The sequence below is a fragment of the Candidatus Palauibacter sp. genome (assembly GCF_965197445.1).
In the GTDB taxonomy this organism is placed as follows: Bacteria; Gemmatimonadota; Gemmatimonadetes; order Palauibacterales; family Palauibacteraceae; genus Palauibacter.
This window is the reverse complement of the sequence record NZ_CBDANE010000004.1, coordinates 20893-46187: the sequence shown is the minus strand read 5'-3', so window position 1 is coordinate 46187 and position 25295 is coordinate 20893. Positions and strand designations below refer to the sequence as shown.

Annotated in this window: 27 protein-coding genes; 16 read left to right on the top strand and 11 right to left on the bottom strand. The window is 67.9% G+C overall.

Annotated features, from left to right (window positions below; all coding sequences use genetic code 11):
- Window positions 1–66: 66 nt before the first annotated feature.
- Entirely contained in the window at window positions 67–912 is an 846-nt protein-coding gene (locus ACN9M6_RS04060; protein WP_419161644.1) for a prohibitin family protein, read from the bottom strand.
- A 246-nt stretch (window positions 913–1158) separates the two neighbouring features.
- Here ACN9M6_RS04060 and ACN9M6_RS04055 point away from each other — a divergent pair, with 246 nt between their 5' ends.
- The 3 genes from ACN9M6_RS04055 (at window position 1159) to ACN9M6_RS04045 (ending at window position 4199) form a co-directional block, all read left to right on the top strand.
- Entirely contained in the window at window positions 1159–2805 is a 1647-nt protein-coding gene (locus ACN9M6_RS04055) for an N-acyl-D-amino-acid deacylase family protein (protein ID WP_419162247.1), read from the top strand.
- A 72-nt stretch (window positions 2806–2877) separates the two neighbouring features.
- Window positions 2878–3453: a PadR family transcriptional regulator gene (locus tag ACN9M6_RS04050; protein ID WP_419161643.1), complete on the top strand. Its 576-nt coding sequence runs from the start codon at window positions 2878–2880 to the stop codon at window positions 3451–3453.
- Window positions 3390–4199 carry a hypothetical protein gene (locus tag ACN9M6_RS04045; protein ID WP_419161642.1) on the top strand — a complete coding sequence of 270 codons (810 nt, stop codon included), beginning with the start codon at window positions 3390–3392 and terminating at the stop codon, window positions 4197–4199. The genes ACN9M6_RS04050 and ACN9M6_RS04045 overlap by 64 nt, the downstream gene beginning before the upstream one ends.
- On the opposite strand, the gene ACN9M6_RS04040 is transcribed toward ACN9M6_RS04045, so the two are convergent.
- The 3 genes from ACN9M6_RS04040 to ACN9M6_RS04030 all read right to left on the bottom strand — a co-directional run bounded on the left by ACN9M6_RS04040 (window position 4159) and on the right by ACN9M6_RS04030 (window position 7909).
- On the bottom strand, window positions 4159–5202 hold the full coding sequence (locus ACN9M6_RS04040) for a Fic family protein (RefSeq protein WP_419161641.1): 1044 nt from the start codon (window positions 5200–5202) through the stop codon (window positions 4159–4161). The genes ACN9M6_RS04045 and ACN9M6_RS04040 overlap by 41 nt on opposite strands.
- 8 nt (window positions 5203–5210) lie before the next feature.
- A complete protein-coding gene (ggt, locus tag ACN9M6_RS04035) occupies window positions 5211–6947 on the bottom strand; it encodes a gamma-glutamyltransferase (protein ID WP_419161640.1) in 1737 nt (578 codons plus the stop codon).
- Between the two features lie 77 nt (window positions 6948–7024).
- Window positions 7025–7909, bottom strand: a complete 885-nt coding sequence (locus ACN9M6_RS04030; protein ID WP_419161639.1) for a cyclase family protein — start codon at window positions 7907–7909, stop codon at window positions 7025–7027.
- Window positions 7910–7976: 67 nt separating this feature from the next.
- Between ACN9M6_RS04030 and ACN9M6_RS04025 the strand changes: the two genes are divergently transcribed.
- The 5 genes from ACN9M6_RS04025 to ACN9M6_RS04005 are packed head-to-tail and all read left to right on the top strand — an operon-like array spanning window position 7977 to window position 11987.
- Window positions 7977–8873, top strand: coding sequence for an EamA family transporter (locus ACN9M6_RS04025; RefSeq protein ID WP_419161638.1), 897 nt, complete (start codon window positions 7977–7979; stop codon window positions 8871–8873).
- Window positions 8874–8913: 40 nt separating this feature from the next.
- Entirely contained in the window at window positions 8914–9495 is a 582-nt protein-coding gene (locus ACN9M6_RS04020; RefSeq protein WP_419161637.1) for an RNA polymerase sigma factor, read from the top strand.
- A gap of 22 nt (window positions 9496–9517) precedes the next feature.
- Window positions 9518–10270, top strand: a complete 753-nt coding sequence (locus tag ACN9M6_RS04015; RefSeq protein WP_419161636.1) for a zf-HC2 domain-containing protein — start codon at window positions 9518–9520, stop codon at window positions 10268–10270.
- Window positions 10270–11118, top strand: a complete 849-nt coding sequence (locus tag ACN9M6_RS04010) for a DUF4097 family beta strand repeat-containing protein (RefSeq protein WP_419161635.1) — start codon at window positions 10270–10272, stop codon at window positions 11116–11118. Before ACN9M6_RS04015 ends, ACN9M6_RS04010 begins: the two co-directional genes overlap by 1 nt.
- Before the next feature lie 35 nt (window positions 11119–11153).
- Window positions 11154–11987 (top strand): hypothetical protein, encoded by an 834-nt coding sequence (locus ACN9M6_RS04005; RefSeq protein WP_419161634.1) that lies wholly within the window; start codon window positions 11154–11156, stop codon window positions 11985–11987.
- Here ACN9M6_RS04005 and ACN9M6_RS04000 read toward each other — a convergent pair.
- Together ACN9M6_RS04000 and ACN9M6_RS03995 are read right to left on the bottom strand one after the other, a co-directional pair.
- Complete coding sequence (locus ACN9M6_RS04000) at window positions 11974–13614, bottom strand: amidase (protein ID WP_419161633.1); 1641 nt, start codon at window positions 13612–13614, stop codon at window positions 11974–11976. The genes ACN9M6_RS04005 and ACN9M6_RS04000 overlap by 14 nt on opposite strands.
- Before the next feature lie 91 nt (window positions 13615–13705).
- Window positions 13706–16942 (bottom strand): sialidase, encoded by a 3237-nt coding sequence (locus tag ACN9M6_RS03995; protein ID WP_419161632.1) that lies wholly within the window; start codon window positions 16940–16942, stop codon window positions 13706–13708.
- A 149-nt stretch (window positions 16943–17091) separates the two neighbouring features.
- On the opposite strand from ACN9M6_RS03995, the gene ACN9M6_RS03990 reads away from it, so the two are divergent.
- From ACN9M6_RS03990 to ACN9M6_RS03970, 5 genes are all read left to right on the top strand, one after another.
- Window positions 17092–17670, top strand: a complete 579-nt coding sequence (locus ACN9M6_RS03990) for a Uma2 family endonuclease (protein WP_419161631.1) — start codon at window positions 17092–17094, stop codon at window positions 17668–17670.
- A gap of 64 nt (window positions 17671–17734) precedes the next feature.
- Window positions 17735–18322 carry a Uma2 family endonuclease gene (locus ACN9M6_RS03985; RefSeq protein WP_419161630.1) on the top strand — a complete coding sequence of 196 codons (588 nt, stop codon included), beginning with the start codon at window positions 17735–17737 and terminating at the stop codon, window positions 18320–18322.
- Between the two features lie 227 nt (window positions 18323–18549).
- On the top strand, window positions 18550–18909 hold the full coding sequence (locus ACN9M6_RS03980) for an excalibur calcium-binding domain-containing protein (RefSeq protein ID WP_419161629.1): 360 nt from the start codon (window positions 18550–18552) through the stop codon (window positions 18907–18909).
- A gap of 99 nt (window positions 18910–19008) precedes the next feature.
- Complete coding sequence (locus ACN9M6_RS03975) at window positions 19009–19602, top strand: Uma2 family endonuclease (protein WP_419161628.1); 594 nt, start codon at window positions 19009–19011, stop codon at window positions 19600–19602.
- A gap of 112 nt (window positions 19603–19714) precedes the next feature.
- Complete coding sequence (locus tag ACN9M6_RS03970) at window positions 19715–20302, top strand: Uma2 family endonuclease (protein ID WP_419161627.1); 588 nt, start codon at window positions 19715–19717, stop codon at window positions 20300–20302.
- 24 nt (window positions 20303–20326) lie between these two features.
- On the opposite strand, the gene ACN9M6_RS03965 is transcribed toward ACN9M6_RS03970, so the two are convergent.
- From ACN9M6_RS03965 to ACN9M6_RS03945, 5 genes are all read right to left on the bottom strand, one after another.
- Window positions 20327–20692 carry a type II toxin-antitoxin system VapC family toxin gene (locus tag ACN9M6_RS03965; RefSeq protein ID WP_419161626.1) on the bottom strand — a complete coding sequence of 122 codons (366 nt, stop codon included), beginning with the start codon at window positions 20690–20692 and terminating at the stop codon, window positions 20327–20329.
- A 5-nt stretch (window positions 20693–20697) separates the two neighbouring features.
- Window positions 20698–21105: a TipAS antibiotic-recognition domain-containing protein gene (locus ACN9M6_RS03960; RefSeq protein WP_419161625.1), complete on the bottom strand. Its 408-nt coding sequence runs from the start codon at window positions 21103–21105 to the stop codon at window positions 20698–20700.
- A gap of 6 nt (window positions 21106–21111) precedes the next feature.
- Entirely contained in the window at window positions 21112–21483 is a 372-nt protein-coding gene (locus tag ACN9M6_RS03955) for a helix-turn-helix domain-containing protein (protein ID WP_419161624.1), read from the bottom strand.
- A 69-nt stretch (window positions 21484–21552) separates the two neighbouring features.
- Window positions 21553–21903 (bottom strand): cupin domain-containing protein, encoded by a 351-nt coding sequence (locus tag ACN9M6_RS03950; protein WP_419162246.1) that lies wholly within the window; start codon window positions 21901–21903, stop codon window positions 21553–21555.
- Between the two features lie 157 nt (window positions 21904–22060).
- Window positions 22061–22264 (bottom strand): hypothetical protein, encoded by a 204-nt coding sequence (locus tag ACN9M6_RS03945; protein WP_419161623.1) that lies wholly within the window; start codon window positions 22262–22264, stop codon window positions 22061–22063.
- A gap of 427 nt (window positions 22265–22691) precedes the next feature.
- Here ACN9M6_RS03945 and ACN9M6_RS03940 point away from each other — a divergent pair, with 427 nt between their 5' ends.
- From ACN9M6_RS03940 to ACN9M6_RS03930, 3 genes are read left to right on the top strand one after another with little or no spacing between them, the layout of a single operon-like run.
- Entirely contained in the window at window positions 22692–24257 is a 1566-nt protein-coding gene (locus tag ACN9M6_RS03940) for an AAA family ATPase (RefSeq protein WP_419161622.1), read from the top strand.
- A 55-nt stretch (window positions 24258–24312) separates the two neighbouring features.
- Window positions 24313–24579 (top strand): hypothetical protein, encoded by a 267-nt coding sequence (locus ACN9M6_RS03935; protein WP_419161621.1) that lies wholly within the window; start codon window positions 24313–24315, stop codon window positions 24577–24579.
- A 42-nt stretch (window positions 24580–24621) separates the two neighbouring features.
- Entirely contained in the window at window positions 24622–24876 is a 255-nt protein-coding gene (locus tag ACN9M6_RS03930) for a hypothetical protein (protein WP_419161620.1), read from the top strand.
- The last annotated feature ends 419 nt before the right edge of the window (window positions 24877–25295 follow it).

The window sequence follows — 25295 nt, the reverse complement described above, 5'->3', positions numbered from 1 at the left end:
GTCTTTCCGGTGGGACACCGCCGCGAGGACGATCGGTTGCCCGCGCGGAGAGCCGCGCGGGGCGGATCAGCGAGCCGGAGCGAAGAAGAGGGGGACCCCGCCTTCGGTCGGCGCGATAACCATGTTGTTCGTCCCCTCACCGATCTTCCCGAGCATCTCCAGGTAGCGCCAGTGCAGGTAGCGCTCGCCCGACACGCCCGCGAGGCTCTGGGCGATGATGTCCTGCGCGTCGCGGATCCCCTCGGCCTCCGCGCGCTGCTGGTTCGCCTGCTCGACCACGACCTGGGTCTGGTACTCCTCGGACTGCACCTGCTGTTCGCGCGCCAGCTTGGCTTCGATCGCCTCCCGGATCGTCTGGGGCGGCACGACCTCGCGCACGAAGAAGTCGGTGATCTCGACCCCGCGCGGACTCAGGCGGCTCGTCATCAGAGCCTCGATGCGGGCGGAGATCCCGGTCCGTTCCGTGGACAGGATGTCGGAGGCTTCGATCTCGGCGATCGCGTCCCGGATGGCCGAGCGGTAGGTGTTGTAGACGAACGAGGAGACGGCGTTCTCGTTCCCCACGGTCAGGTAGAGATGGACGGCGCTGTCCGGATTGAGGCGATACCGGTAGGCCGCATCGACCGCGATCTGAAGCTGGTCCGACGTGAGGGCGTCCAGGCGCTCGGCCTGCCCTCCCGCAGGATACTGGACTTCGCGCAGCGGGTAGTTCGTCCACGACCGCAGTATCGAATGGTACAGACCCTGCGTGTAGGGCCGCGATGCGACCGCGCCGGTCACCGGATTCCGCTTGACCGCGACTTCGTACTCATCGACACGGTTGAAGCCGAACACGAACACGAGCAGTACGAAGAAGGCCGCGACGCCCGCGGCCAGCGTGCCGAGGCGCAGCGATTTTACGGATTTGGACATTTCTCGTCTCCCGAGACTGGAAGTTTCCGCTACCCCGTTGCGGAGCTGCGGGTGGGCTGGTGCAAGAGCCCTTTGGCAACATAACCGGGCGGTCGCACCGGCCCCACCGGGCCGGTATGATCCACCTGGCCAAACTGTACCCCCTCGCGGGAGTAAGCATTCATGGTTCGAGCGACTCGAAGGTACGGCATCGCGGCCGTGAGCCTGCGGGGTCGGCTACCCGCCGCGCTGGCCACGCTGGCCGCCATGGTTGCCTGTGCGGCCCCCGGCGCCGACTACGATGTCGTCATCAGGGGCGGGACCGTCTACGACGGGTCCGGCGATCCGCCGCGCGTCGCGGACGTGGCCATCGCCGGCGACACGATCGCGGGCATCGGCGACTTCGCCGCCGCCTCCGCCACGACGACGATCGACGCGACCGGGCACGCCGTGTCGCCCGGCTTCATCAACATGCTCTCGTGGGCGACCGAGTCGCTGATCGTCGACGGGCGATCGCTGAGCGACGTACGCCAGGGCGTCACCCTGGAAGTGTTCGGTGAAGGCTCGTCCATGGGACCGCTCAACCCGGAGATGAAGCGGGATATGGCCGAGCGGCAGGGCGACCTCCGCTTCGAGGTCCCGTGGACCTCGCTCGGCGAATACCTCGACCACCTCGCGGCGCGCGGCGTGGCGACGAACGTGGCCTCCTACATCGGGGCCACGACCGTGCGCGTGCACGAGATCGGCTACGAGGACCGCCCGCCGACACCGGAAGAACTGGGCCGCATGCAGGACCTCGTGCGGGACGCCATGCGCGAGGGCGCCCTGGGGGTCGGCTCGTCGCTCATATACGCGCCCGCGTTCTACGCCGGCACCGACGAACTCATCGCGCTCGCGAGCGCGGCCGGCGAGTTCGGCGGCGGGTACATCTCCCACATGCGGAGCGAGGGGAACCGCCTCCTCGAAGCGGTCGACGAACTCATCACGATCGCGCGGGAAGCCGGCGTCCGCGCCGAGATCTACCATCTCAAGGCGGCCGGCAGCGAGAATTGGGACAAGCTCGACCGGGTCATCGAACGTGTGGAGGCGGCCCGCGCCGAAGGGCTGGAGATCACCGCAGACATGTACACCTACACCGCCGGATCGACAGGGCTCGATGCGGCGATGCCGCCCTGGATCCACGAGGGCGGCCACGACGCGATGATCGAGCGACTGCGCGAGCCCGCGACGCGGGAGCGGATCGCAGTCGAGATGCGGACGCCGACGGACGAGTGGGAGAACCTCCTGCTCGCCGCAGGTTCGCCCGACCGTGCACTGCTCGTGGGCTTCCGGCAGGACTCGCTCAAGTATCTGACGGGCCGGACGCTGGCCGAGGTCGCCGCCGCCCGCGGCACCGGGATCGAGGAGACGGCCATGGACCTCGTCGTGCAGGACGACAGCCGCGTGGGCACGGTCTACTTCATGATGTCCGAGGACAACGTCCGCCGTCAGATCGCGCTGCCCTGGGTGAGCTTCGGCTCCGACGCCGGATCCCTCGCTCCCGAGGAACCGTTCATCCTCTCCAGTACACACCCCCGCGCGTACGGCAACTTCTCGCGGCTCCTGGGGCGGTATGTGCGCGACGAGCAGGTGATCCCGTTGGAGGAGGCGATCCGGAAGCTCACATCGCTACCCGCCGCCAATCTGCGGCTGGAGGGGCGCGGGCGAATCGCGCCCGGGTACTTCGCCGACGTGGTGGTCTTCGATCCGGGGACGATCGGCGATCACGCGACGTTCGAGGAGCCGCACCAGCTCGCGACCGGCGTGCGCGACGTATTCGTGAACGGCGAGCAGGTCCTGGCGGAGGGAGAACCGACGGGTGCGACGCCGGGACAGGTCGTGCGGGGACCCGGCTGGGAGGGCGTCGCCCGCTGACGCCTTGACAGGCTATAGCTGAGTTTATATAGTCGGTATATCGTTACTGATATACCTGGGTTGATATAGCCGATGAGTCTCGATCACATCCTTCTCGGTCTGCTGCGGGAGCCGGCGAGCGGGTACGACCTCAGGAACGCGTTCAGCGGGAGCGTCGCGCACTTCTGGTCGGCCGAGCTCAGCCAGATTTACCCGACCCTCAAGCGTCTTGAGGAGAGGGGGCTGCTCCGGAGCCGACTGGAGCCGTCCCCGAAGGGGCCGGATCGCCGGGTCTACGCGTTGACGGGGGAGGGCCAGGCAGAGCTCCGCCGCTGGGTGCGCAACGGCCCGGCGGTCGGCACGGAACGGTTCGAGTACCTCGCCCAGCTCTACTTCATGGACGCGATCGACGACCTTGAGCAGACCCGTGCGTTCATGACGGCCCTGCGCGACCACCTGGCGAACCGGCTCGCCCAACTACGGGCGATCGAACGGGAGATCATCGCCGCTCACGGCGATGCGCCGGAGCGCTACAGCGATGCAGGATTCCATCGCTTCGTGACGCTGCGCATGGGCATCCACTCCATCGGGTCGAAGGTGACCTGGTGCGACCTGACGCTGGCCGCGATCGACCGGCGGCTCGCCTCCCCGCCCGGCCCCGCATCGTGACCTTCCTCTTCGATGTCCTCATCTGGGCGCACGTCGCGACCGGGTTCATCGGTCTCGTGGCGTTCTGGATCCCGGTGTTTGCCCGCAAGGGCGGCCGGGCGCACGTGCGGGCGGGCCGCGTCTACACCTACTGCGCCTACGTCGTGACGCTGTCGGCGGTCACCGCCTCGGCGGGACGCATCGTCACCTATCTGAGCCAGGGCATCGGCGTGGCGGACCGGCCCGACCTCTACGGCTTCCCCTTGTTCCTCGGCTACCTCGGGGTGACGACGTTCGCCATGGTGCGCCAGGCGCTGCGGGTCGTGGCCACGCGCCGGGCGCCGGAGACGCTGCGGACCCCGCTCCACGAAGCACTCGGTTGGGCGTCCATCGCCGGCAGCGCCACCGTCATCGCGTTCGCGCTGGGGGTGTGGTCCGACATCTCGCCGATCCTGCTGGGGCTGAGTCCGATCGGCCTCTTCACGGGGAGGGGCATGCTGCGGCTCATGCGCAACCCCGGGTCGGAGCGCATGGGGTGGTTCTACAGCCACATGGGGTCGATGCTCGGGGGCGGCATCGCGTTCCACACCGCGTTCTCCGTCTTCGGGGCGCCGCGCCTCTGGGCCTACGAGACCGCAGGTCCGCTCGCCGTCGTGCCGTGGATCCTGCCGACGGTCATCGGCATTCCGGCCATCGTCGTCTGGACCCGCTACTACCGGCGGAAGTTCAACCCGGTGGCGCGACCCGCTGACGCCCGCTCGGCGTGAGGCGATACCGCTGGTTGCGGGCGCGCGGCGCGTCCGGCCGGGTCATCGCGATGAAACCGTGACGCAATGCGGGCCGCAGGTAGTTGTAGAGAAAATTCGGGCGATGCGTCAGCTGCAGCCGCGACATCAGTTCCCTCGCGGACAGTGCGCTGTCATCCATGACTGCGAGAAGGCGGCGGACTTGTTCGGTTACTTGTTCAGTTACTTGTTCGGTCCGCAGATGCTCGACGACGACTTTGCGAATCATCCGCAACGCGTATTCCACGAATGCCGTGGACTCCCCCGCCCGGCCGCTCTCGCGCAGCGCCTGGTAGTACTCGGCCCGGTGGTCGCGAATCATGCTCTCGACCGGCAGCGCGGCGAAGAGCGGCTTCCAGCGGGCGAGGATCAGGGTCTGCCAAAGCCGGCCCATGCGGCCGTTGCCGTCCGCGAATGGGTGAATGAACTCGAACTCAAAGTGAAACACGGAACCGGCGATCAGCGGATGCTCGTCCGTCTCCTCCAGCCAACCCAGCAGGGCCGACATCAGGGACTCGACACGGGGGGCCGGAGGCGCGATGTGGACCACGCCCTCCGGGCCCGCGACGACGGCACCGCCGGTTCGAGAGCGGCCGGAGGCCTCGATGAGTCCGTCCATCATTACCCGATGCGCTCGCAGCAGGTCCGCGACCGAGTGCGGCGTCCACTCCGACATCGCCTCGTATGCCGCGAACGCGTTGCGGACCTCGAGCAGGTCGCGGGGCGGCGCCAGGACGGGCCTGCCGTCAAGTACGGCGGCGACTGCTTCGACGCCTAGCGTGTTGCCTTCGATCTCGACCGTGCTCTGAACGGCCCTGATACGGTTCGCGCGCCGTAGCGCGGGCCGGACGCCTTCGCCGCCTTCCGCCTCGATCCTGCCTATAGCCTCGCCGATGCCGGCCACGTGGCGCACGATATCCGGCGTGACGCGATAGGGAGGCTCATAGCCGCCATCGCCGTCGAAGCCGGAGTCGTCCACGGGCACGCCCCGCGCTAGTTTCCGCGCGCGCCGCCATCGAAGGCGCGGCTGTCGGCGGCTCCCCAGCGGAGCCCGGTGTCCCAGTCGATGTAGATCCCCATCGCGCTCCCCTGCCCACCGCGGGTCGAGATCCGGTGCCCCATCCCCTCGTAGAGACGCCTGGTGTCGGGTGAGAAGCCCCACTCCTCGAAAGAGGTCCTGTCCGGCAGCCATTGGTGGTGGATGCGCGGCGACTCGATGGCCCGCCCGAACTGCGACCCTGTCATCCCGTGATCGATGACGTTGAGCACGACCTGAAGCGTGGTGTTGATGATGGTACGTCCACCCGGACTCCCGATCGCGAGCACCGGCCGCCCGTCTCGCGCCACGATCGTCGGCGTCATGCTCGACAGCGGCCGCTTCTCCGACGCCACGAGGTTGGGCAGGGTCCCGATCGTGCCGCGGGAATTCGTCCGGCCCGGAACCGCGTTGAAGTCGCCAAGTTCGTTGTTGAGGAGGAAGCCGGCGCCCGGGACGACGATGCTGGAGCCGTATCCGAATTCGAGCGTGTAAGTGACCGAGACAGTGTTCCCGTCGGCGTCGACCACCGAGTAGTGCGTCGTCTCTTCGCTCTCGTTCAGGAACGCCCCGTTGAAGGTCGCCGAGTCGCTTCGGGATGCGCCTTGCACGTCGATGGTCGCCCGGAGTCGGTCCGCGTAGGCCTTGGATGTGAGGCGTTCGATCGGCATGTCCGGATTGAACTTGGGGTCTCCGAGATGAAGTGCTCTATCAGCGTACGAGCGCCGCATCGACTCGGTGAGGAGGTGGAGGTAGAGCGCCGAGTTGTGTCCGATCTCCACGAGATCATACCCCTCCAGGATATTCAGCATCTCGACGAGTCCGGTCCCGCCGGAACTGGGGGGCGGCATCGAGTAGATGTCGTAGCCGCGGTACGTCCCGTGGATCGGTACCAGCTCGTCCGCCTCGTAGCGCGCCATGTCCTCCTCGGTGATGAGCCCGCCGTGCGCCGCCATGAAGTCGGCCAGAAGCTTCGCCGTCTCGCCGCGGTAGAAGCCGTCGTGCCCATCCCGCTGGATGCGGCGCAGCGTCTCGGCGAGGTCGGGCTGTCTGAACACCTCGCCCGGCTCGTACATGCCGACGCCGTTCTTGAGGAAGGCCTCGCGTGTCGCGTCGTACAGTGGGCCGGCTCGGCCCGGCAGCGAGCGGAGCCAGTTCTGCATCGCCCACGTGGACGGCATCCCGTCGGCCGCCAGGCGGATGGCCGGTTCGAGCAGATCCTCCCACGGAAGCCGGCCCAGACGCTGGTGCGCCTTCCACATGCCGGCCACGGTGCCGGGAACGCCGATCGCGAGCAGTCCGATATGGTTCGAGTTGTCCCGGACCTCGCCGCTCTCGTCCAGGTACATGCGTTCGGTCGCCGCGATCGCCGCCTTCTCGCGGAAGTTGAACGTCGTCACCTCGCCGTCGGCCCCGTGATACACGAGGAAGCCGCCGCCCCCGACGTTACCGGCAGAGGGCAGCGTCACGGCGAGCGCGAAGGCGGTGGCCACGGCGGCGTCCACCGCGTTTCCCCCCTTCCGCAGGATCTCGTCCCCCGCCTCCGAAGCGAGGTAGTGGCTGCTCACGACCATGCCGCCGCGCGACGGCGCGGCCATGCGACCGGACTGCGCGGCCAGCGGCGAGAGAACGACCCAGCCGGCCACGGCCGACAGGGCGAACGTACGGACGGCGAACGCCGACAGGCGCTTCATGGCTATCAAGACCCCTCCTCTGCGAAGACCCTGTGTTGCGCGCAATGTCGGGCGACCCGGCGAGGACGGAAAGGGGATCAGCGCTCGCCGGATAGGACGGGCCCGGGGACGAGCGCGACTGCGCGCAGGGGGCCTCCCGAGCCACCCGAGATCTTCATCGGCAGCGCGATCACCGTCGCGCCGCGCGCGGGCAGCTGGTCCAGATTCGTGAGGTTCTCGAGGCTGGGAACGCCCGCGGCCGCCGCGATCTGGTGGACGGTGAAGTCCGTCGAGGGCCCGTAGTCGATCGAGGCGACATCGGCGCCGAGGGCCGCCGCGCCCCGCTCTTCGACGAGGAGGCGCGCGGCCTCGTCACCATAGCTCGGGAAGTGGAGGCTGGACGCATCTCCGGGGGTGTCGTCGCCGAGATAGCCGAGCGCATCCGGCCAACGCGCGCTCCAGTCCGTCCGAAGCAGAATCAGGCTTCCGGGAGGGATCTCCCCGTGCTCCGCCTCGTGAGCTTCGACATCGGCGGGGGTGAGGCGGTAGTCGACGGCCCCCGCGGCCTGCGCCGTGATGTCGATGACGACCGCCGGCCCAAGCAGCCGCCTCAGCGGGATCGAGGCAGCGTCGACTCCACCCTCGTGGAAGTGGATCGGCGCGTCGATGTGGGTCCCGCCGTGCTCGGCGGTCGCCAGCGCGTAGGCCGAATAGAAATAGCCGCCGTCCGTCTCGCCGAACGCCAGCTGCTCGAGCAGGAAGCCGGTGGTGTCGGTGGGCCAGTAGATCGTCTCCGGGCCGAAAGCGTGCGTGAGATCGACGATCTCGAAGGTCGTCAGGTCCAGTTCGACCCCGGGATCCCCCGCCCCCGATGGTCCGGGCCTTCTATCGTCCGGCGTCTCGACCCAGACCGAACAGGCCGCCAGCGCGGCGCACCCGACCAGGACGCTCGCGGCAAGAAACCGCAACTCCAACTTCGGCATAGTCTCCCTCCGTTCCCTTCTTCTCCGTGATAGTGGCGACTGCCGATGCGCGAAGCGAGTTTGTCGCATGCGGAACATTACGAGGGGCCTTCTCGCCGTCTTCGTTTCGTCTCTGGGCTACGGCGCGCTGCCGATCTTCGGCAAGCTGGCGTTCGCGGAGGGAATCGGCGTGCTGCCGCTCCTCTCGTGGCGGTTCATCATAGGCAGCGCGCTGGTTTGGACATTCGTTTTCGCCACCCGCCAGGCTCTCCCTCCGCCTCGTCGGGTCGTCGCGCTATGTCTGCTGGGGATACTCTACGCGGCCGTGTCCGTCGTCTACATGCTGGGCCTCACTCGACTCCCCGCCTCGCTGGCGACACTCATCTTCTTCAGCTATCCGGCGCTGACGGTCCTCCTGGCGCGAATCCGGGGGCGTGAACGTCTCACTCGGCTCCGAATCCTCGCGCTCCTGCTCGCGACCGCGGGTTGCAGCCTCACCCTCGGGTCCGGAATCGGATCCGCCGACGCCCTGGGTGTGGCCCTGATGGGGCTGGCGGCACTGTGTATCGCCTCGTTCATCGTACAGAGTCACGGGACCATGAGCGGGCTGCCGCCCATTTCAAGTACGGCCGCCGTGATCACCGCGAGCGCGGTCGCGATCACGGCCGCGGGGCTCCTCACAGGAGGGATCGGCGTCCCGGTCGCCCCGCGCCCCCTGCTGATCATCGCGGGCATCGGGTTCTTCTCCACCGCCATCCCCATGTCGGCCTTCCTGATCGGAATTCAGTGGATCGGCCCCGCCCGGGCGGCGATCGCGGCCACCGCCGAACCGGCCGTCGCGCTCATGCTGGCGGTCCTCCTGCTCGGCGAGCGCCTGTCGATCCTTCAATGGGCGGGCGGGCTGCTCATCGTCGGCGCGGTGGTCTGGCTGCGCCTGGAGCGCCGCCCGAAGCCGGAAGGGGCGGGGCTCCAACCTTCCGGCTAGAGAGTACGTCTCAAGATCAAATGATGACGCGGGTCATGAAGTGATCGAACCGAACGGCAAATCGGAGGGGCACGGGTCGGACGCGGCGGCGGGGCGGCAGGCCTCCACCGATGTTGCGGCCGACGTGCGCGCAGCGGCGTTCGGCGACGCCGAGGCCTTCGAGCGGCTCTATCGCGCCCACGTGTCGCGCGTCTTCGGGCTCGCATGCCGCATGGCCGGAAGCGAGCACGCCGACGAACTCACGCAGGATGTGTTCGTGAGAGTCTGGGAGAAGCTCGGGACGTTCCGGGGCGAGGCGGCGTTCAGTTCGTGGCTTTATCGACTGGCCATAAATCTGATCTACAGTCGATTGCGCGCCATCAGCACGCTGCGTGAGCGGGAAACGGCGGGCGAGATCCCTCTGCTCAGGGCGCGGGCCCGGAGAGACAGCATCGAGATCAGGCTCGATTTCGAGGTCGCGATCGAACGGCTGCCGGATGGAGCGCGACACGTGTTCGTCCTGCACGACATCGAGGGATACAAGCACCGGGAGATCGCGGAGATGCTGGAGATCACGACCGGGACGTCCAAATCCCAGCTGCACCGGGCGCGGATGATTCTGAGACGGCACCTCGACTCATGAGTACGGTGAGAGGGTTGAACGCATGACGGATCGGGGACGACGCAAGGATCGGTTTCGGGACCGCCTGTCCGAGTATCTGGACGGAGGACTCGGACCCGAGGAAGAGACGCTGCTCGAGCGGCACCTGGAGCGCTGCGAGGACTGCGCCCGGACGCTCGGCGAACTGGAGGCCGTGGTGGAGCAGGCGGGCCACGTCGGCGGGCGCGAACCGGCCGGGGAGCTGTGGCCCGGAATCGCGGCCCGCATCGGGGCGGACGGCGACGAACTGTCCGAAGCCGAGACGGACCTCGCTCATCGTCCGGCGCGGCGCCGGCCGGCCACGCGCGGCCTCGCCAGGTTTGCGCCTCAACTCGCGGCGGGCGTCGCGCTTGTATGGCTCTCCGCGGCGCTCGTGTGGATGGCCGGGGCGCGGAGCGATGCCGAGCGGGTCGGGTTGGCCGACGAAACCGTCCCGGGGATCGGCTTCCCCTCCCTGCTGCCCCCGGCCGCCCGCACCGCCTCGACCGGCACCGACGCGGAGGCGACGGCGGAGGAATACGCCGACCTCATCGCCGAACTCGAGCGGGTGCTGTTCGACTCGGAGCGGCCGCTGCCGCCTCAGACCGTGGCGCGCATCCGACGCGCTCTGGTGACGATCGACCGGGCCATCGAGGACGCGCACGCGGCGCTCCGCGAGGTCCCGGACGATCCCTATCTCCAGCAGCACATGACGGTCACGATGCGGCGCAAGTCCGAGTTTCTCGCGCAGGCCGCGCAACTCGCGGCGAGCGACTGATGACCGCCGCGCTTTTTGTCCTGGCGCTCGCGACCGTGCCCTCCGCGCGCGATACGACGTTCGTGGTACCCGAGGGCGTCCGTATCGCCATTTCCCACCGCGAGGGCGATGTCCACGTGACCGGGATCGGAGGCCGTGAGGTCCGAGTCCTGCTGGAAGACGAGGAAGACGGAGTCCGGGTCCGGTCCGATGGCGCGACCATCCACCTGGGCGCGCGCGATCGGGGAGACGATGCGGACCTCTTCGTCTGGGTTCCGGAGGATGTCGACGTGAGCGTGACCGGACGCGAGGGCGACATCACCGTCGTCGGCGTCGTGCGCGGCGCCGTGGAAGTGCGGACGGCCGACGGAGACGTGGAGATCGATGGCGCGGCGCGGGTCGACGTCGCCGCGCTCGACGGAAACGTGCGGCTCGCGAATACGGGACCCTCGGCGGTCAACGTGGCGGACGGCGATGTGTGGATCGACCGGGTCAGGGGCGAAGCGACCGTACACGGCATCGATGCGGATATCGTTATCACGAACGCCGATGCCCGGGCCGTCTCCGTCACCGCGGTGGACGGCAACCTCTGGTACGACGGGGCCGTGCACGAGGGGGGAAGCTACTCCTTGAGCACGCACGACGGGGACCTGACGTTCGCTGTCCCGGAGGGCGTGGGCGCCCGCATTTCGGTATCCACATTCGATGGCGAGTTGGTCCCCTCCTTCCCCGTGCAGTTCCGGGGCGGGCGGCTGCGGGGCGGAGAGTTCACGGTGGGGGATGGATCGGCCGCCATCGCGCTGAAATCCTTCGACGGAGACATCCTCCTCATCCGGCCCGGGGAGCGGGTCCCGGATTGGGACGACTAGCGGAACCGGGAACAGGAAACCAAGGGAGCGGGACCATGCGAAATTCGGTGCGACGACTCGCCGCTGCAGCGGCGCTACTGGTCATCTCGGGAACGGCGGCGGCGCAGGCTCAGGACTTGGAGTGGCTGGCCAGGGACGTCGAGTGGCAGGTCGCCGTGGAGCGCGGGGACGCGGTTACGATCCGGAACGTGAACGGCACCATCACGGCCCGTGCGACGAATGCGAGCCAGGTCCGGGTCCGGGTGAGGAAGGAGGCGGATGACGACGATCCCGACGCGGTCCGGATCGAGGTCGTAGAGGACGCGCGCGGAGTCCTGATCTGCGCGGTCTACCCGTCCCGCCGGGGACGGGACCCGAACCGGTGCGGGCGCGGCGACGACTACAGGATGAGCGTCCGCAACAACGACGTGAAGGTGCACTTCACGATCGAGGTCCCGGCCGGGGTCGGACTCGAGGCCCGCACCATCAACGGCGATATCGAGGCGGCGGGGATGTCCGCCGGGGTGGAGGCGAGGACGGTTAACGGGGACATCGCGGTCGACGGTTCCGGAGCGGTGTCCACGGAGACGGTTAACGGGGACATCGCAGGCGCGGCTGACCAGTGGACCCACCGAGGACCTCCGCTTCAGGACTACGAACGGCGGCATTCGGCTCGTCCTGCCGGACGGGACCGATGCGGATGTCGACATCTCGACGGTCAACGGCGCCATCGATACGGAGTTCCCGCTCACGATCCGAGGTCGCTGGGGACCGAAATCGGCCTCCGGCGAGATCGGCGGCGGCGGCCCCGACATCGAACTCCGCACCGTCAACGGCAGCATCGCCCTCGTCCGCGGCGGCTGACCCCGGGTCCGTTCAGCCCAGCGTAGGGGCGAACGTCGGAGCGCGCCGTTCCTGCGTGGCCTGTTCGTAGGCGTAGGCGATCCTCAGCAGCGTGGGCTCCGTCCATGCCGGACCGAAGAAGGAGATCCCCGTCGGCAGCCCGCGCACGAAGCCCATCGGGACCGTGATGTCCGGATAGCCGGCGATTGCGGCCGGCGCGGCGGAAGACCCCCCGTCGAGCCGGTCGCCCTTGATGTGGTCCGTCGGCCACGGGAGATCGCGCGTGGGCGCGACGATCGCGTCGAGGTTTTGCTCGCGCGCGAGCCGATCGATGCCGTCTTCCCGGTTCGCGCGCTGGATCGTGGCCACCGCGTTCAAGTATTCCGGGTCCGTGAGCGGCCCTCTGCTTTCGGCAGCGATCAGCCGCTGTTGCCCAAAATGTGGCATCTCACGCTCGGCGTTTCGCTCGTTGAACTCGATCACCTCGGCGAGACTCTTCACCGGGGCGTCCTCCCCCCGTCCGGCCAGGTAGGCGTTGAGGTCGGTCTTGAACTCGAATTCGAGCACCACGAGCGAGAGGGGGTCGTTCCAGGCGGCCGCGTCCATGTTCGCGGGGTCGATGATGACGGCGCCCGCCGCCCGCATCGCCTCGATGGCCTCGTCGAACAACGCGAGCACGCGCGGGTCGAAGCCGGGGAACGTGCGCACGACGCCGATCCGGGCGCCCCTGAGCCCGGCCGGGTCCAGGAACTGTGTATAGTCGGCGTGCGCGTTCCCTTCGCTCGCGGCGGTGGCGGGATCTCGCGGGTCGACGCCGATGCAGGCGCCGAGCAGAACCGCCGCGTCCCGCACCGTCCGGCACATGGGCCCCGCGGTATCCTGGGAGTGCGAGATGGGGATGACGCCGGCCCGGCTCCACAGCCCCACCGTGGGCTTGATCCCGACGATCCCGTTGCTCGACGAAGGGCACATGATCGAGCCGCCCGTCTCGGTCCCGACCGTGAGGGCGCAGAGGTTGGCCGACGCCGCGACGCCCGACCCGGAACTCGAGCCGCACGGGTTTCGGTCGAGCGCGTAGGGGTTCCTGCACTGGCCTCCGCGCGCGCTCCAGCCGCTGGTCGCGCGCTCCCCGCGGAAGTAGGCCCACTCGCTCAGGTTGGCCTTGGCGAGGATGAGGGCCCCGGCCTCGCGCAGCCGAGCGGCGACGCCCGAATCCTGCGGCGGGATCGACCCCTCCAGCGCGAGAGATCCTGCCGTCGTCGTCATCCGGTCGTGCGTATCGATGTTGTCCTTGAGCGCCACCGGGATCCCGTGCAGGGGCCCGCGGACGTTGCCGGCCGCCCGCTCCGCGTCCAGTTCATCGGCGATCTCGAGCGCGTCGGGGTTCGTCTCGATGATCGAGCGTAGTTCCGGCCCCTGCCCGTCCAGCGCCTCGATCCGTTCGAGGTACAGTTCCGCGATCGAGCGCGCCGTCCGCTCGCCCGACGCCATGCTCGCCTGGAGCTGGGCCACCGTCACTTCGTCCAGCTCGAACGGCGGCACGGCCGCGGTGTCATCCGCGCTCCCGGACGCGGCACCGCCTGGTCCGTCTTCGGACGCGCACCCCGAGGCGGCGGCCACCGCCCCCAACCCCCCCGCGACGCTCGCTCCGATGAAGCTGCGTCGGTCGATCATAGCGCTCCTCCTCTCTTCAGCAGCCCTCGATGCTCGGGTCCGGGTCCGAAAGACGTTCCCGCGGGAACGTCCGGGGCACGTCCCGCGCCGCTCACGACGCGTCGTCCGTGATGATGAGCATGCCCAGCCCGCGCAGCGTCTCGTTCAGCGCCGCCACGTCCGTCTGCACCAATTGCTCCAGTTCGGCGAGGTGCGCCTCCAGCGCCTCGCGGAGGATGACCTTCACCTCCATCTCCTGGTCCGTGGGCCGGAAGTCCGCTACCGAGAGTCCGCCGATCACGTAGCCGAGCTTTTGCAGGAGCCGCGCCCCGAACCGCACCCCATCCTGACCCTGACCCGTGAGGCGCAAGTCGACCATCGTTTCCTGCAGGTCGATCAGCTTCTGCCGCAGATCCTCCACCGAGACGGCGACGTCCTCGTCTTCCACGAACCGGGCGAGCGTCCGCAACTGGACCCGCATCGCCTCCACCCGCTCGACCGCCTCCCCTGCCTGCACCACGTCTTCGCGCACGTCGCGGATGAACGACACCTGCGCGGCGATGTCCGCCTCCGTCCCCGCGGAATGCGGATCCTTCAGCACCGTGAGCGGCTGCGCGTGCGAGGCGCCGTCGACCGTGAGGCGCACCGTGTACCGTCCCGGGGGCATGAGAATCGAGATCCGCTGCCCGCCGGGCGCAGACCTGCCCTCCTCCCCCACCTCGATGTGCTCCGCGTACATGGGCGGGGTGAGCATCCGGATCGGCTCGTTGGGCTCATCCCTCAGGTCCCAGTGAATCCGGTTCACTCCGGCCCGGTTCGTCCCCTCCAGCGTACGCACGACCGTCCCCGAGCCGTCCAGGATCTCGATCGCCGGCGCCTCCGAGGCCTCCGACGCGAGCCAGTAATTGAGCGAGGCCCCGTACTCCGGATCCTCTCCGATCGTGGGATCGTCATACGGAATCGACGGCGGCGTGATGGGGCGGAAGCGGTAGGCGTCGCGGGGCGAGAACAGGTGCGAGGCCGACGCCATCACCTCCGGCGTCAGCTGCTGGATCGGCGACAGGTCGTCCAGGATCCAGAACCCGCGCCCGTACGTACCGACCACGAGGTCGTTGAAGTGCTCCTGGACCACGATCCCGGACACCGGCGCCGCCGGCAGGTTGTTCTGCAGCGGCTGCCAGTCGTCCCCGTCGTTGAAGGAGACGTAGATCGCGTTCTCCGTCCCCACATAGAGGAGCCCCGGCCGCACCGGGTCTTCCGCGATCACCTTCGTGTAGCTCAGCATGCTGGGCGGGATGCCGTCGGTGATCTTCTCCCACGAAGCGCCGAAGTCGCGCGTCCGGTAGACGTGCGGGTCGCGGATGTTCACCTGGTGCCCGTCCGCCGCGATGTAGGCCGTGCCCACGTCGTAGCGCGAGGCCGCGATGCTGCGCACGGCGATCCACTCCGGCAGCCCGTCGATGTTGCCGGTCACGTCCGTCCAGTTCGCCCCGTCGTCACGCGTGACGTGAAGCCGGCCGTCGTTCGTGCCCGCCCAGATGAGCCCCGGCTCGATCGGCGACTCCGCGATCCCGAACACCACGCCCGCGTACTCGACCCCGATGTTGTCGCCCGTGAGGCCGCCCGAGAGGCCCATGCGGCTCTGGTCGTTCATCGACAGATCCGGGCTGATGGCCTCCCAGCTCTGCCCGCGGTTCCGGGTCCGGTGCACATGCTGGCTCCCCACGTAGACCGTCTCATTGTCGTGCGGGGAGATGTGGATCGGCGCGTCCCACACGAAGCGATAGCGGACGCCCGACGCCGCCCCCCGGCTCTGCTCGGGCCACACCTCGACGGCCCGGTACTGCCGGCGCTCCTCCTCGTAGCGGACGACGATGCCGCCCACCATCCCCGATCCCGAGGCAGAGGACCAGACGATGTCGGGGTCCGTCGGATCCGGCGTGGCCCAGCCGCTCTCGCCGCCCCCGACGTGGTGCCACATGGCGCGCGGGATGTGGTTGATGCGCCGGGTACCGAGGATCCGGCTGTTGCTGGGGCCCCGATACGTCGGCTCATCCTGCTTGTTCCCGAGCACGTTGTAGGGGACCGCGTTGTCCACCGTCACGTGGTACATCTGCGCGTTCGTGAGGCGCTGCCGGAACCACGTCTTCCCGCGGTTGATGGAGATGGAAAGCCCCTGGTCGTGCGCCACGATCATGCGGTCCGTGTCCGTGGGATCGATCCACATGTCGTGGTGGTCGCCGCCCGGCGCCTGCGGCCGCGGCGTCACATCCAGCGTGCGCCCGCCGTCCGTCGACACCGTGAAGGAGGCGGTGAGGAAATAGGCCTCGTCCTCATCGTCCGGCGAGATCACGACGCGGGAGTAGTAGTGGGGACGTCCCATCGCATTCCGGTTACGGGTGATGAGCGACCAGTTTCGCCCCCCGTCCTCGGATCGCCACAGCTGGCCGCTCTCGGTGGGCTCGCCTTCCCACGGGATCCCGTCCCCCGTCTCCAGCATCGCGTACACCCGCCGCGGGTTCGAGGGCGCGATCGCCACGGCGACCTTGCCGACCGGCTTCTTCGGCAGGCCGATCATGTTGTCCGGCCCGTTCAGCTTCTCCCACGTGTCCCCGCCGTCGCGCGACACGTGCAGTCCGCCGCCCGCCCCGCCGCTCGTCCGGCCCCAGGTGTGGATCTCGAGCTGCCAGGTGCCGGCGAAAAGGACGCGCGGGTTGGACGGATCCATCGCGATGTCCGAGCACCCCGTGTCCTCATCGATGAAGAGGACGTGCTCCCAGCTCTCGCCCCCGTCCATCGTCCGGAACACGCCCCGCTCCGGCTGCGGCCCGTATGAATGGCCCAGCGCGCAGGCATAGACGATGTCGGGGTTCGAGGGATGGATGGCGAGACGCGGGATCCGTCCCGTGGGCTCGAGCCCCATGAGGGTCCACGTTTCGCCGGCGTCCGTCGACTTGTAGACCCCCTGCCCGACGGAGATGTGGCTGCGGATCTTCCCCTCTCCAGTCCCCGCCCAGACGATGTTGGGATCGGCCACGGAGACGGCGAGCGACCCGATCGACTGCACCGGCTGGTCGTCGAACATTTCGTCCCAGTTCACCCCGCCGTCGATCGTCTTGTAGATCCCGCCCGAAGCCGCGCCCACGTAGTAGGTGTACGGCTGGCCGGGGATCCCGGCCGCCGAGCTGAAGCGGTTCCCCTCCGGGCCGATGTTCCGCCACCTGAGCGACTCGTATGACGCCGGATCGGGACTCTCCTGCGCCGCCAGAGGGGTGACGGCCGGAAACGCCGCAAGGAGCAGGGCAAAGCCCGATACGAACGGGTGGATTCGGGAGAGTTGGACGCGCATGGCAACCTCGCGGGTTGAACTCGGGGAATGGCTTCGAACTGCGCCGTAGGTCACGGTGCGCCGACCCAGCCCGGCTGACAAGACCGCTGTCGCGGATCCGCTCACCCATTGAGCCCCGGATGATGACGCCGGCGACCGTGGAGTCGGACTTGGAGACGACTCCCGCCCGGAGCTATGATGTGTCGACCATGGCGCTCCCCTCGATCACCTGGCAGGACGTCCAGCAGATGCCGGACGACGGCAATCGCTACGAGGCGATCGAGGGCGACCTTTGCGTGACCCCCGCCCCAAACACGCGCCACCAGCGCATCAGCAAACGACTGTATCTGGCGCTCGACCGGATCCTCGAGCAGCCCGGGCACGGTGAGGTGTTCTATGCACCCATCGGGGTCGAGTTTCCGGCCACCGGCGAAGGGGTGCAGCCCGACCTTCTGTTCGTCTCCAGCGGACGTCAGAGTATCATCGCGGAAGCTTGGCTCATGGGGGCCCCGGACCTCGTAGTCGAGATCCTGTCTCCGACAACGTCAAGCCGCGACCGCACGATCAAGCTCCGGCTCTACGAGCGGCAGGGCGTGCGCGAGTACTGGATCGTCGACCCCGACGAGAATGCCGTCGATGTGTGGCGGTTCGGGGACGAGACCGACTACGAGCGCTTCACGACGATCCTCCCCGTCCGCCTCGGGGCCGACCGGGTCGGCTCGATCGACCTCCAAGCGGTGTTCGTATGACCCGAGGGCTGACAAGGGCGAGTTGAGCAGCGGTTGAGAGTCCGGGCGACCGTTGGAGTCCGACTTGGAGACGACTCCCGCCCGGAGCTATGATGTGTCGACCATGGCGCTCCCCTCGATCACCTGGCAGGACGTCCAGCAGATGCCGGACGACGGCAATCGCTACGAGGCGATCGAGGGCGACCTGTACATGACCCCTACCCCCACGCCGCGCCACCAGATCCTCTTGCTGCGCCTGTACGACGCCCTGCGTCCGCTGCTGTCCAAAGCCGGGCACGGCGTACTCCTCGTTGCTCCGGTCGGCGTCGAGTTCCCGGCCACCGGGGAAGGCGTACAGCCCGACATCCTGTTCGTGTCCAACGAACGGCGCGGCATTATTCAGCACACGTCGCTGATTGGCGCTCCGGATCTCGTCATCGAAATCCTCTCTCCTTCGACGGCGGGCCGCGACCGCAGCATCAAGCTCCGGCTCTATAAACGGCAGGGCGTGCGCGAGTACTGGATCGTCGACCCCGACGAGAATGCCGTCGATGTGTGGCGGTTCGGCGAGGCGCCCGATCGAGAGCACTTCACAACGACCCTCCCCGCCCGCCTCGGAACCGAACAGGTCGGCGTGATCGACCTGGAAGCCATCTTCGCCCCCGACTTCTAGCCAGGTTGGAGCCCATCAGCGGGTGACGGCAAGCGCGAGTTGAGCACGGGTTGAGAGTCCGGGCGACAATGGAGTCCGACTTGGGGACGACTCCCGCCCGGAGCCATGATGTGCCGACCATGCCGCTTCGCTCGACCACCTTCACGAGGAGCCCGGTCGCTCGCCGCCACGATCCGTCCCCGATGCAATCAACGGCATTCGCCCATGATGGGGGCACAGGAGCACCAATGAACGACTGGAAGTCGAACCTCCCCTGGTTCCTCGCCGGTGGCGCCAGTGCGGCCCTCGTTACCGTTCTCCTCACCGCGGGGCCGGGACCGCAATCCGATCCGTCACAGGTCGAAGCTGCGCCGCGCATCACGAGCCCCGTCGCACCGGTCGGCCCTATCACGATCCCGCCTGCCACGCGGCCTCCCGCTCCTCAAGTGGCGACTCCAGGCTCGCCGCTCGCGCTCTACGACGACAACGGGAACGGACGGATAACCTGCGCTGAGGCCCGGGCGCACGGCATCGCTCCCGTGTCACGGGGCCACCCGGCCTACGAGTACATGCGGGACGGGGACGGCGATGGGGTCGCCTGCGAATGAATGCCGGCAAAGCGCATACGTGAGTGCCGGCGCACTCATGGCCGACGGCTGCGGGGCGTTGAACCCGGGTTGAGAGTCCGCGCGACCCTGGAGTCCGAGTTGGAGACGACGCCCGCCCGGAGCTATGATGTGCCCACCATGCCGCTTCCCTCGATCACCTGGCGGGACGTCCAGCAGATGCCGGACGACGGCAATCGCTACGAGGCGATCGAGGGCGACCTCTACGTGACCCCCGCACCCGCACCCGGCACCCGCCATGCGCGTGTCGGCAAGCGACTGCAGTATGCCCTCGACCGGACTCTGGAACGGCCCGGGCTGGGGGAGGTCTTCGTCGCCCCCTACGGCGTCGAGTTCCCGGCCACTGGGGAAGGCGTCCAACCGGACATCCTCTTCGTGTCCAACGATCGCAGGAGTATCATCGCGGAGGCCGGAATCCTCGGCGCCTCCGACCTCGTGGTGGAAATCCTTTCCCCGTCGACGGCGGGCCGCGACCGCAGTATCAAACTCCGGCTCTACGAGCGGCAGGGCGTGCGCGAGTACTGGATCGTCGACCCCGGCGAGAACGTCGTCGACGTGTGGCGGTTCGGGGAAGAACCCGCGCACGAGCGCGTCACGAGAACGCTCCCGGTCAGGCTTGGAACCGAACAGGTAGGCTCGATCGACCTGGAAGCCGTGTTCGCCCCCGACCTCTAGATCTCGGCGAGAGCTGCCAAGACCTGGCCGAAGGCGTTCGAGCAAATCCTCGGGTACATGGCACGCGCGAGTTGAGCACGCGTTGAGAGTCCCGGCGATCGTGGAGTCCGACTTGGAGAGGACTCCCGCCCGGAGCTATGATGTGTCGACCATGCCACTTCCCTCGATCACCTGGCAGGATGTCCAGCAGATGCCGGACGACGGCAATCGCTACGAGGCGATCGAGGGCGAGCTGTACATGACGCCCGCTCCATCGATTCGTCACCACCGCCTCTCGAGGCGGCTCTATGACGCCCTCAAGCCCCTCCTTCCCGACCCGGGGCACGGCGAGCTGTTCTGGGCGCCAGTCGGGGTCCAGTTCCCGCTGACCGGAGAGGGCGTCCAGCCGGATCTCATGTTCGTGTCCAATGAACGTCGGGGGATGGTGGGGGAAGCCGGGATCCTCGGAGCGCCCGACCTCGTGGTCGAGATCCTCTCCCCTTCAACCGCGAGCCGCGACCGCGGGATCAAGTTGCGGCTCTACCGGAGGCAGGGGGTGCGGGAGTACTGGATTGTCGACCCCGACGAGGAGGCCGTCGACGTGTGGTGCTTCGGGGAGGCGCCCGAGCGGGAGCGTTTCACGACGACCCTCCCGGTCAGGCTCGGCGTTGAGCCGGGCGGCTCGATCGACCTGGAAGACGTGTTCGCCCCGGACTTCTGACCGGTCCGGCCGGGTCCCGCAGCCCTAGTCGAGGCCGCGCTCCATTACGTGCCCGGAACTGCCGAAGATGTGATGGACCGTAATGTCGAGACCGGATGCTCCGGCCAGTTTGCCGTCGCCGGTCAGGAGGGGCACTTCATGCGAACGGGCGGTCGCCACGTAGAACGCGTCGTACGCGCTCACGCTGTGGCGGTATCGCCATGCCACGTGTGCCAACGCCCGGTGGGAAATGCGGTCGACGGGCCACCGGCTCAGATCCGTGACCGCCGTCAGCGCCCGAGGCTCGTCGAGACGCCCCAGAAGCACCGCCTTTCGCAGCGCTGACACCACTTCCACGTCCATGAGTTCGGGGGCGATCAGGGCGAACGTTCCGACGATCTGCGGGGTCACCGTGCCTACCCGTTTCGTGCGGACCGGGCCCGGAAACGGGCCGCGTTCGCCCGGATGGCATCCGCGACGAAAGCCGCGAGGCCCGCGTGTCGTTCCTCGAAGTACGCCGTAAAGCGGGGATCCGCCGTGTACATGGAGGCCAGCCCACGGTGCATGTCGGGAGTGCAGGCGTAGAACCACCGGTCGATGTGGCGCCGGTGCGCCTCGGCCAGGTCCATGGCGGCCGCGGACGTCGGGCGCACGCCGTCGGCCATCAGCGCGGCCATGCGCTCGAACACCCCGTCGCTCTGGGCCCGGATCCGGGCCCAGTCGTCCTCCGTGTAGCCCCGGGTCCGCTGGACGGACTTTTGCCATGCGTCCGTGTGCCCCCAGCGCTCCCGCGCCTCGTCCGCGAGCGAGCCCCCGCCGACCAAGGCGATTCAGGGCGTCGCGAGTTCGTACTCGCGAACGAGCACGTCGGCGGGCAGGCTCCACTCCGCGGCGAGGGCGCGAATCATGGCCAGAGAGAGAGGACGGCGACGGTTCAGCACCTCCGAGGCGTGCGGCTGGGATCCAATCACCGTCGCGAGATCCTTCTGGCGTAGACCGCGCGCCTCCATCACATGTTCGATGAGGGCGAGCGGATCCGGTGCGTCGATAACCCAATGCTCCGCCTCGTAGCGTTCGACAAGCGTCACGAGAACCTCGAGCGCATCGCCCTCCGGCGTGCCGGGCGCAGCGCCCATCAAGCGATCGATCTCGGCGAGGGCCGCATCGTAGTCGGCCTCGTTCCTGATGGGTCGGATCGTCATGGTACGCCTCCTACACCTCTGCTGCGTCGATCTTGTCGTAGTCCTCGTGCGTTCCCACAAACCGCCCTCTCAGATCCAGACGTCCGACTCGGCGGTGAGGTCGTCGTGCTCGTCGCCGGTGTTCACGACGCCGCGGGGTTCGACGAGCATCAGCTTCACTTCCTCCTCGGCGACGGGGCGGTGCCGCACGCCGCGCGGGACGACGTATAGTTCGCCGGGGCCGATCTCGACGGCGCCATCGGGGAGGTCGATCCGCAGCGTGCCCTCGAGGACAAAGAACGCCTCGTCCGTGTCCGCGTGGTCGTGCCACACGAACTCCCCCTTCACGCGCGCGATCTTGAACTGGTAGTCGTTGAGTTCCGCGACGATCCGCGGCTGCCAGTACTCCGTGAGCAGACCGAACTTTTTCTCCAGGTTCACGACGTTCTTCAATCCCCGACCCTCCACCTCCTGGTTCTCGCCGGTCGTCACCGGAGCCTCCCGGACATCACGATCATCCCTGAGGGCGAGCCCATGCGATTCCTTCCACATGCTCGAAGTGGTGGTCGGCCGACGCCAGATCGGCCGCGTCTCACCCTCACTCCCACACGGCCTCGTCGATCGTTTCAAAGTGCTTGAGCGCCCGTTCAATCTCGTGCGCCTCCGCGTCGCTCCACGAGCCGATGAGGTGGTCCAGCGACGACCCGACCGTGTCGATTACCTGTCCGTCGTCCAGCCCCGCCCCTCGGCGCAGCAGCTTGGCGGCGGCCCGGTCGAGCGATGTTCCGTCACGTTTCGCCAAGCGGCGAATCGCCCGGGACAAGTCGTCCCGAGGCCTGTAACGGTAAGCTGTCTCATATCCCGATCTCGTGGTGCTTCGATGTTCACGATGCTGCTCCTCCGCCGTCGACTCCGAGCAGCCCGGCCTGCTCGTCCCGGGGCCCTTCCGCGGCCAACCGGCGGATCTCGGCCCAGCTCCCCACCAAGCTGTTGTATCATAACGCCTCCGGGGCGCGCTTCGTCCGTTCCGATCATCCCGTCTCCCTGACCCGCAGACCGGCTTCCCGCTCCCTGGGAAGGACCGCCAGCCCATGGGCGAAAGCATGACGCCGCACCGCAAAGATGGGACGGAGGATGACGGGTACGTTATTCTCCGTCCTGACCGGAACCGGTCGACGCGTTTCGGCTCTGTCGTCCGTGACGGAGGACGGACCACCAAGGAAAGCCCGATGCTCAAGAGGCTCACGGTTCGGAGGTTCAGGTCTCTGGCCGACGTGACGGTCGAGTTGCCGCGACTCGCGGTCCTGGTCGGCACCAACGCGGCCGGGAAGAGCAATCTTCTCGAGGCCATCCAGGCGCTTTCGTGGATCGGGAACCAGCGTACGCTGGCCGACGCCTTCGAGCCGCTGCGGGGATACCCCCTTGAGACCTTCCAGTTCGGAGCCGGGGGATGGCCGGCGCTGTTCCGGAACGGAGCCGCCTCCTTCACGCTGGAGGCCGATGTCTCAACGCACGGAGGGGGCAACTATCGGTATCGCGTGCAGCCGGAGATGGACTTCACGTCGGGCGAACTTCGCGTCAGGGACGAGTATCTGACTCAACTCACGAAGGCGGGTCGCCAGCGGAAGAACGCCACGGCGGTGATCGAGCGGCATCGGAACACCGTTCGCGTTCGGCGAAAGGGGAAGCCCGGTTCCCCGCGCCAGGAGGCGCTGGGGCTGAATCACGCCCTCCTCTCCGACCGGAGTCTGGCCGGCGACGGATATCCGTGGCTGGAGGATGTCCGCAACGAACTCCTCAACTGGCGCACGTACTACCTGGAACCGCGGACCGCGATGCGGAGGCAGCAGTCTCCGGCGGACGTGTTCGACATCGGCAAGCACGGCGAATGCATCGCGTCGTTCCTGTACAAGATCCGGGCCCAGTCCCGGAACCACTTCGACGCCGTCGGCCGGGCGCTCCGGTCGATCGTACCGGGCATCGACGCGCTGCATGTGCAGCTGAACGAACAGCAGGGCACCCTCGACCTGTGGACGCAGGAGGGCGAGGCTACGTACTCGGCCCGCCTGATTTCCGAGGGCACCCTAAGAGTCATTGCCCCGTGCGCCATCGTCGTGAATCCGTGGGGCGGTTCGCTCGTCGCGCTGGAGGAACCCGAGAACGGCGTACACCCCAGGCGGTTGGAACTGATCGCCCGCCTGCTCGCCTCGCTGGCCTTGGACCAGGGGCGTCAGGTGATCGTCACCACCCATTCGCTGCTCCTGTGCAGCGCCATCCTGCGAGAGGCGCGCGCGAGGGACAGCGATGACATCTCGCTGTTCAACGTCCGGCGCGTGGACCACCGAACCGAGATCCAGCGCTTCGACGCCAACGCGCGGCTGTTTCAGGATCTCGAAATCGCGGAGGGCCTCACCACCCCGCTGAAGACGCGCTGTTCGGGAACCTCGTCCTCCGCGGATTCCTGGATGAGTGATCGGGCGACCGCCGCAACAGAGAGGTTGATGAAGACGCAAGCAGTGTTGGCATCGGTACTCGCGTTCTCGAGCCCGGCAGCCGCACAGACCGTCATCGATCTTCCCGGCGAGGATCGTCCGCTGTCCGGGGAAGCCGAGTTCGTGTACCGCATCGGATCGGCCGTAGCGGCCGAGGCGTGGAAGAGTTCTCATCGATTCGAGGCGGAAGGAAGGCCGCGCCTTGACGGTCCAATACCGCGGGCGGGTGGAAGTCCTCTACCGGCGCTTTTTTTGCGACATGGGGATCGATCCGGAGACGGGGACAACACCGCTACAAACTGATTGGAAGTTCGCGGCCTACCCGTACATCGGCTCGAAGTACGGCGCGGACCCGGACGTGAAGAGGCTGCTCGTCGTCGGACGCGACATCGGGTCCGACGAGACGCCCGGTCGACTCCAGCACTTCGAGGAAAGGCGCAGGGCGATCGAGTGCACGCCTTTACCCTCGCTCAATCCTCACATCGCGGGCACCTACTTCACGGCATTGAAGTACGCCTGCCCGGTTCAGGAGTGGGACCAGGTCAAGGACCGCGATCAGACCTGCCAGGCCATCTTGAGAGACGGCTACTCACTCGGAGCAATCCGCTTTCCTACATCGCCCTGACAAACTTCTACAAGTGGGTCACGGTAGGCCGACGGAATAAGGGTGGCGCGCAGGATTGCACGTTCGTCGACCCCCATCTCGAAAGAGGTGCTGTTCCTGGAGGAAGTGCGCCTGCTCGCGCCGCACCTCGTCGTGTTCCAGGGCGTGGACTTCGACAAGGCTCGGTTTCGGCAAGTCCGCGATGCCATTCCGTCCGAGGTCGAGTGGCACGTCCTGGTGCATCCTTCGTGGCGCGGCAGGCGGCGGCCGCAAGGACATCACGCAGCCGCGACTGAGCAGCACGGACCCGAGCGATGACTCGCATCCCGCCTCTCACCGGCCGTCGCGGACGACCTGCGTAGAGACGGGCACCGAGGGCTACGGGGGGCTCTTCAGGGACGATGCGTTGGTGCTGGGCCTGATCGCTTTGGATGGCCAGAATCAGAGAAGTCCGACTCCACGACGTGGTGGCCCATGTAGCTCGAGCACGGGTACGCCGGGCCGCGCGGCGGGGGAGGCTCTGCCATCTCCTTTGCGTGTCGCTGGCTGGCGAAGCACGGGAAGCCTGTCCGTGGCTTCGTCATCACATCTCCGCGTCGTGGCTACTACCGGCTCGAGAAGGCGACCGAGGCGCAGAGGCAGATTGCGGCATGGAGATCCGATAGCGTAGGAGGGTGTGGGGGAAATCCCCACCGTTCATCAAGAGGCGGCGGTTGGGCGATGGTGACGTGCCTCCC

Coding starts and splice junctions, on each gene's coding strand:
- ACN9M6_RS04060 (WP_419161644.1), bottom strand. CDS start 912: ATGTCCAAATCCGTAAAATCGCTGCGCCTCGGCACGCTGGCCGCGGGC.
- ACN9M6_RS04055 (WP_419162247.1), top strand. CDS start 1,159: ATGGTTGCCTGTGCGGCCCCCGGCGCCGACTACGATGTCGTCATCAGG.
- ACN9M6_RS04050 (WP_419161643.1), top strand. CDS start 2,878: ATGAGTCTCGATCACATCCTTCTCGGTCTGCTGCGGGAGCCGGCGAGC.
- ggt (WP_419161640.1), bottom strand. CDS start 6,947: ATGAAGCGCCTGTCGGCGTTCGCCGTCCGTACGTTCGCCCTGTCGGCC.
- ACN9M6_RS04030 (WP_419161639.1), bottom strand. CDS start 7,909: ATGCCGAAGTTGGAGTTGCGGTTTCTTGCCGCGAGCGTCCTGGTCGGG.
- ACN9M6_RS04025 (WP_419161638.1), top strand. CDS start 7,977: ATGCGGAACATTACGAGGGGCCTTCTCGCCGTCTTCGTTTCGTCTCTG.
- ACN9M6_RS04015 (WP_419161636.1), top strand. CDS start 9,518: ATGACGGATCGGGGACGACGCAAGGATCGGTTTCGGGACCGCCTGTCC.
- ACN9M6_RS04010 (WP_419161635.1), top strand. CDS start 10,270: ATGACCGCCGCGCTTTTTGTCCTGGCGCTCGCGACCGTGCCCTCCGCG.
- ACN9M6_RS04005 (WP_419161634.1), top strand. CDS start 11,154: ATGCGAAATTCGGTGCGACGACTCGCCGCTGCAGCGGCGCTACTGGTC.
- ACN9M6_RS04000 (WP_419161633.1), bottom strand. CDS start 13,614: ATGATCGACCGACGCAGCTTCATCGGAGCGAGCGTCGCGGGGGGGTTG.
- ACN9M6_RS03995 (WP_419161632.1), bottom strand. CDS start 16,942: ATGCGCGTCCAACTCTCCCGAATCCACCCGTTCGTATCGGGCTTTGCC.
- ACN9M6_RS03980 (WP_419161629.1), top strand. CDS start 18,550: ATGAACGACTGGAAGTCGAACCTCCCCTGGTTCCTCGCCGGTGGCGCC.
- ACN9M6_RS03955 (WP_419161624.1), bottom strand. CDS start 21,483: ATGACGATCCGACCCATCAGGAACGAGGCCGACTACGATGCGGCCCTC.
- ACN9M6_RS03940 (WP_419161622.1), top strand. CDS start 22,692: ATGCTCAAGAGGCTCACGGTTCGGAGGTTCAGGTCTCTGGCCGACGTG.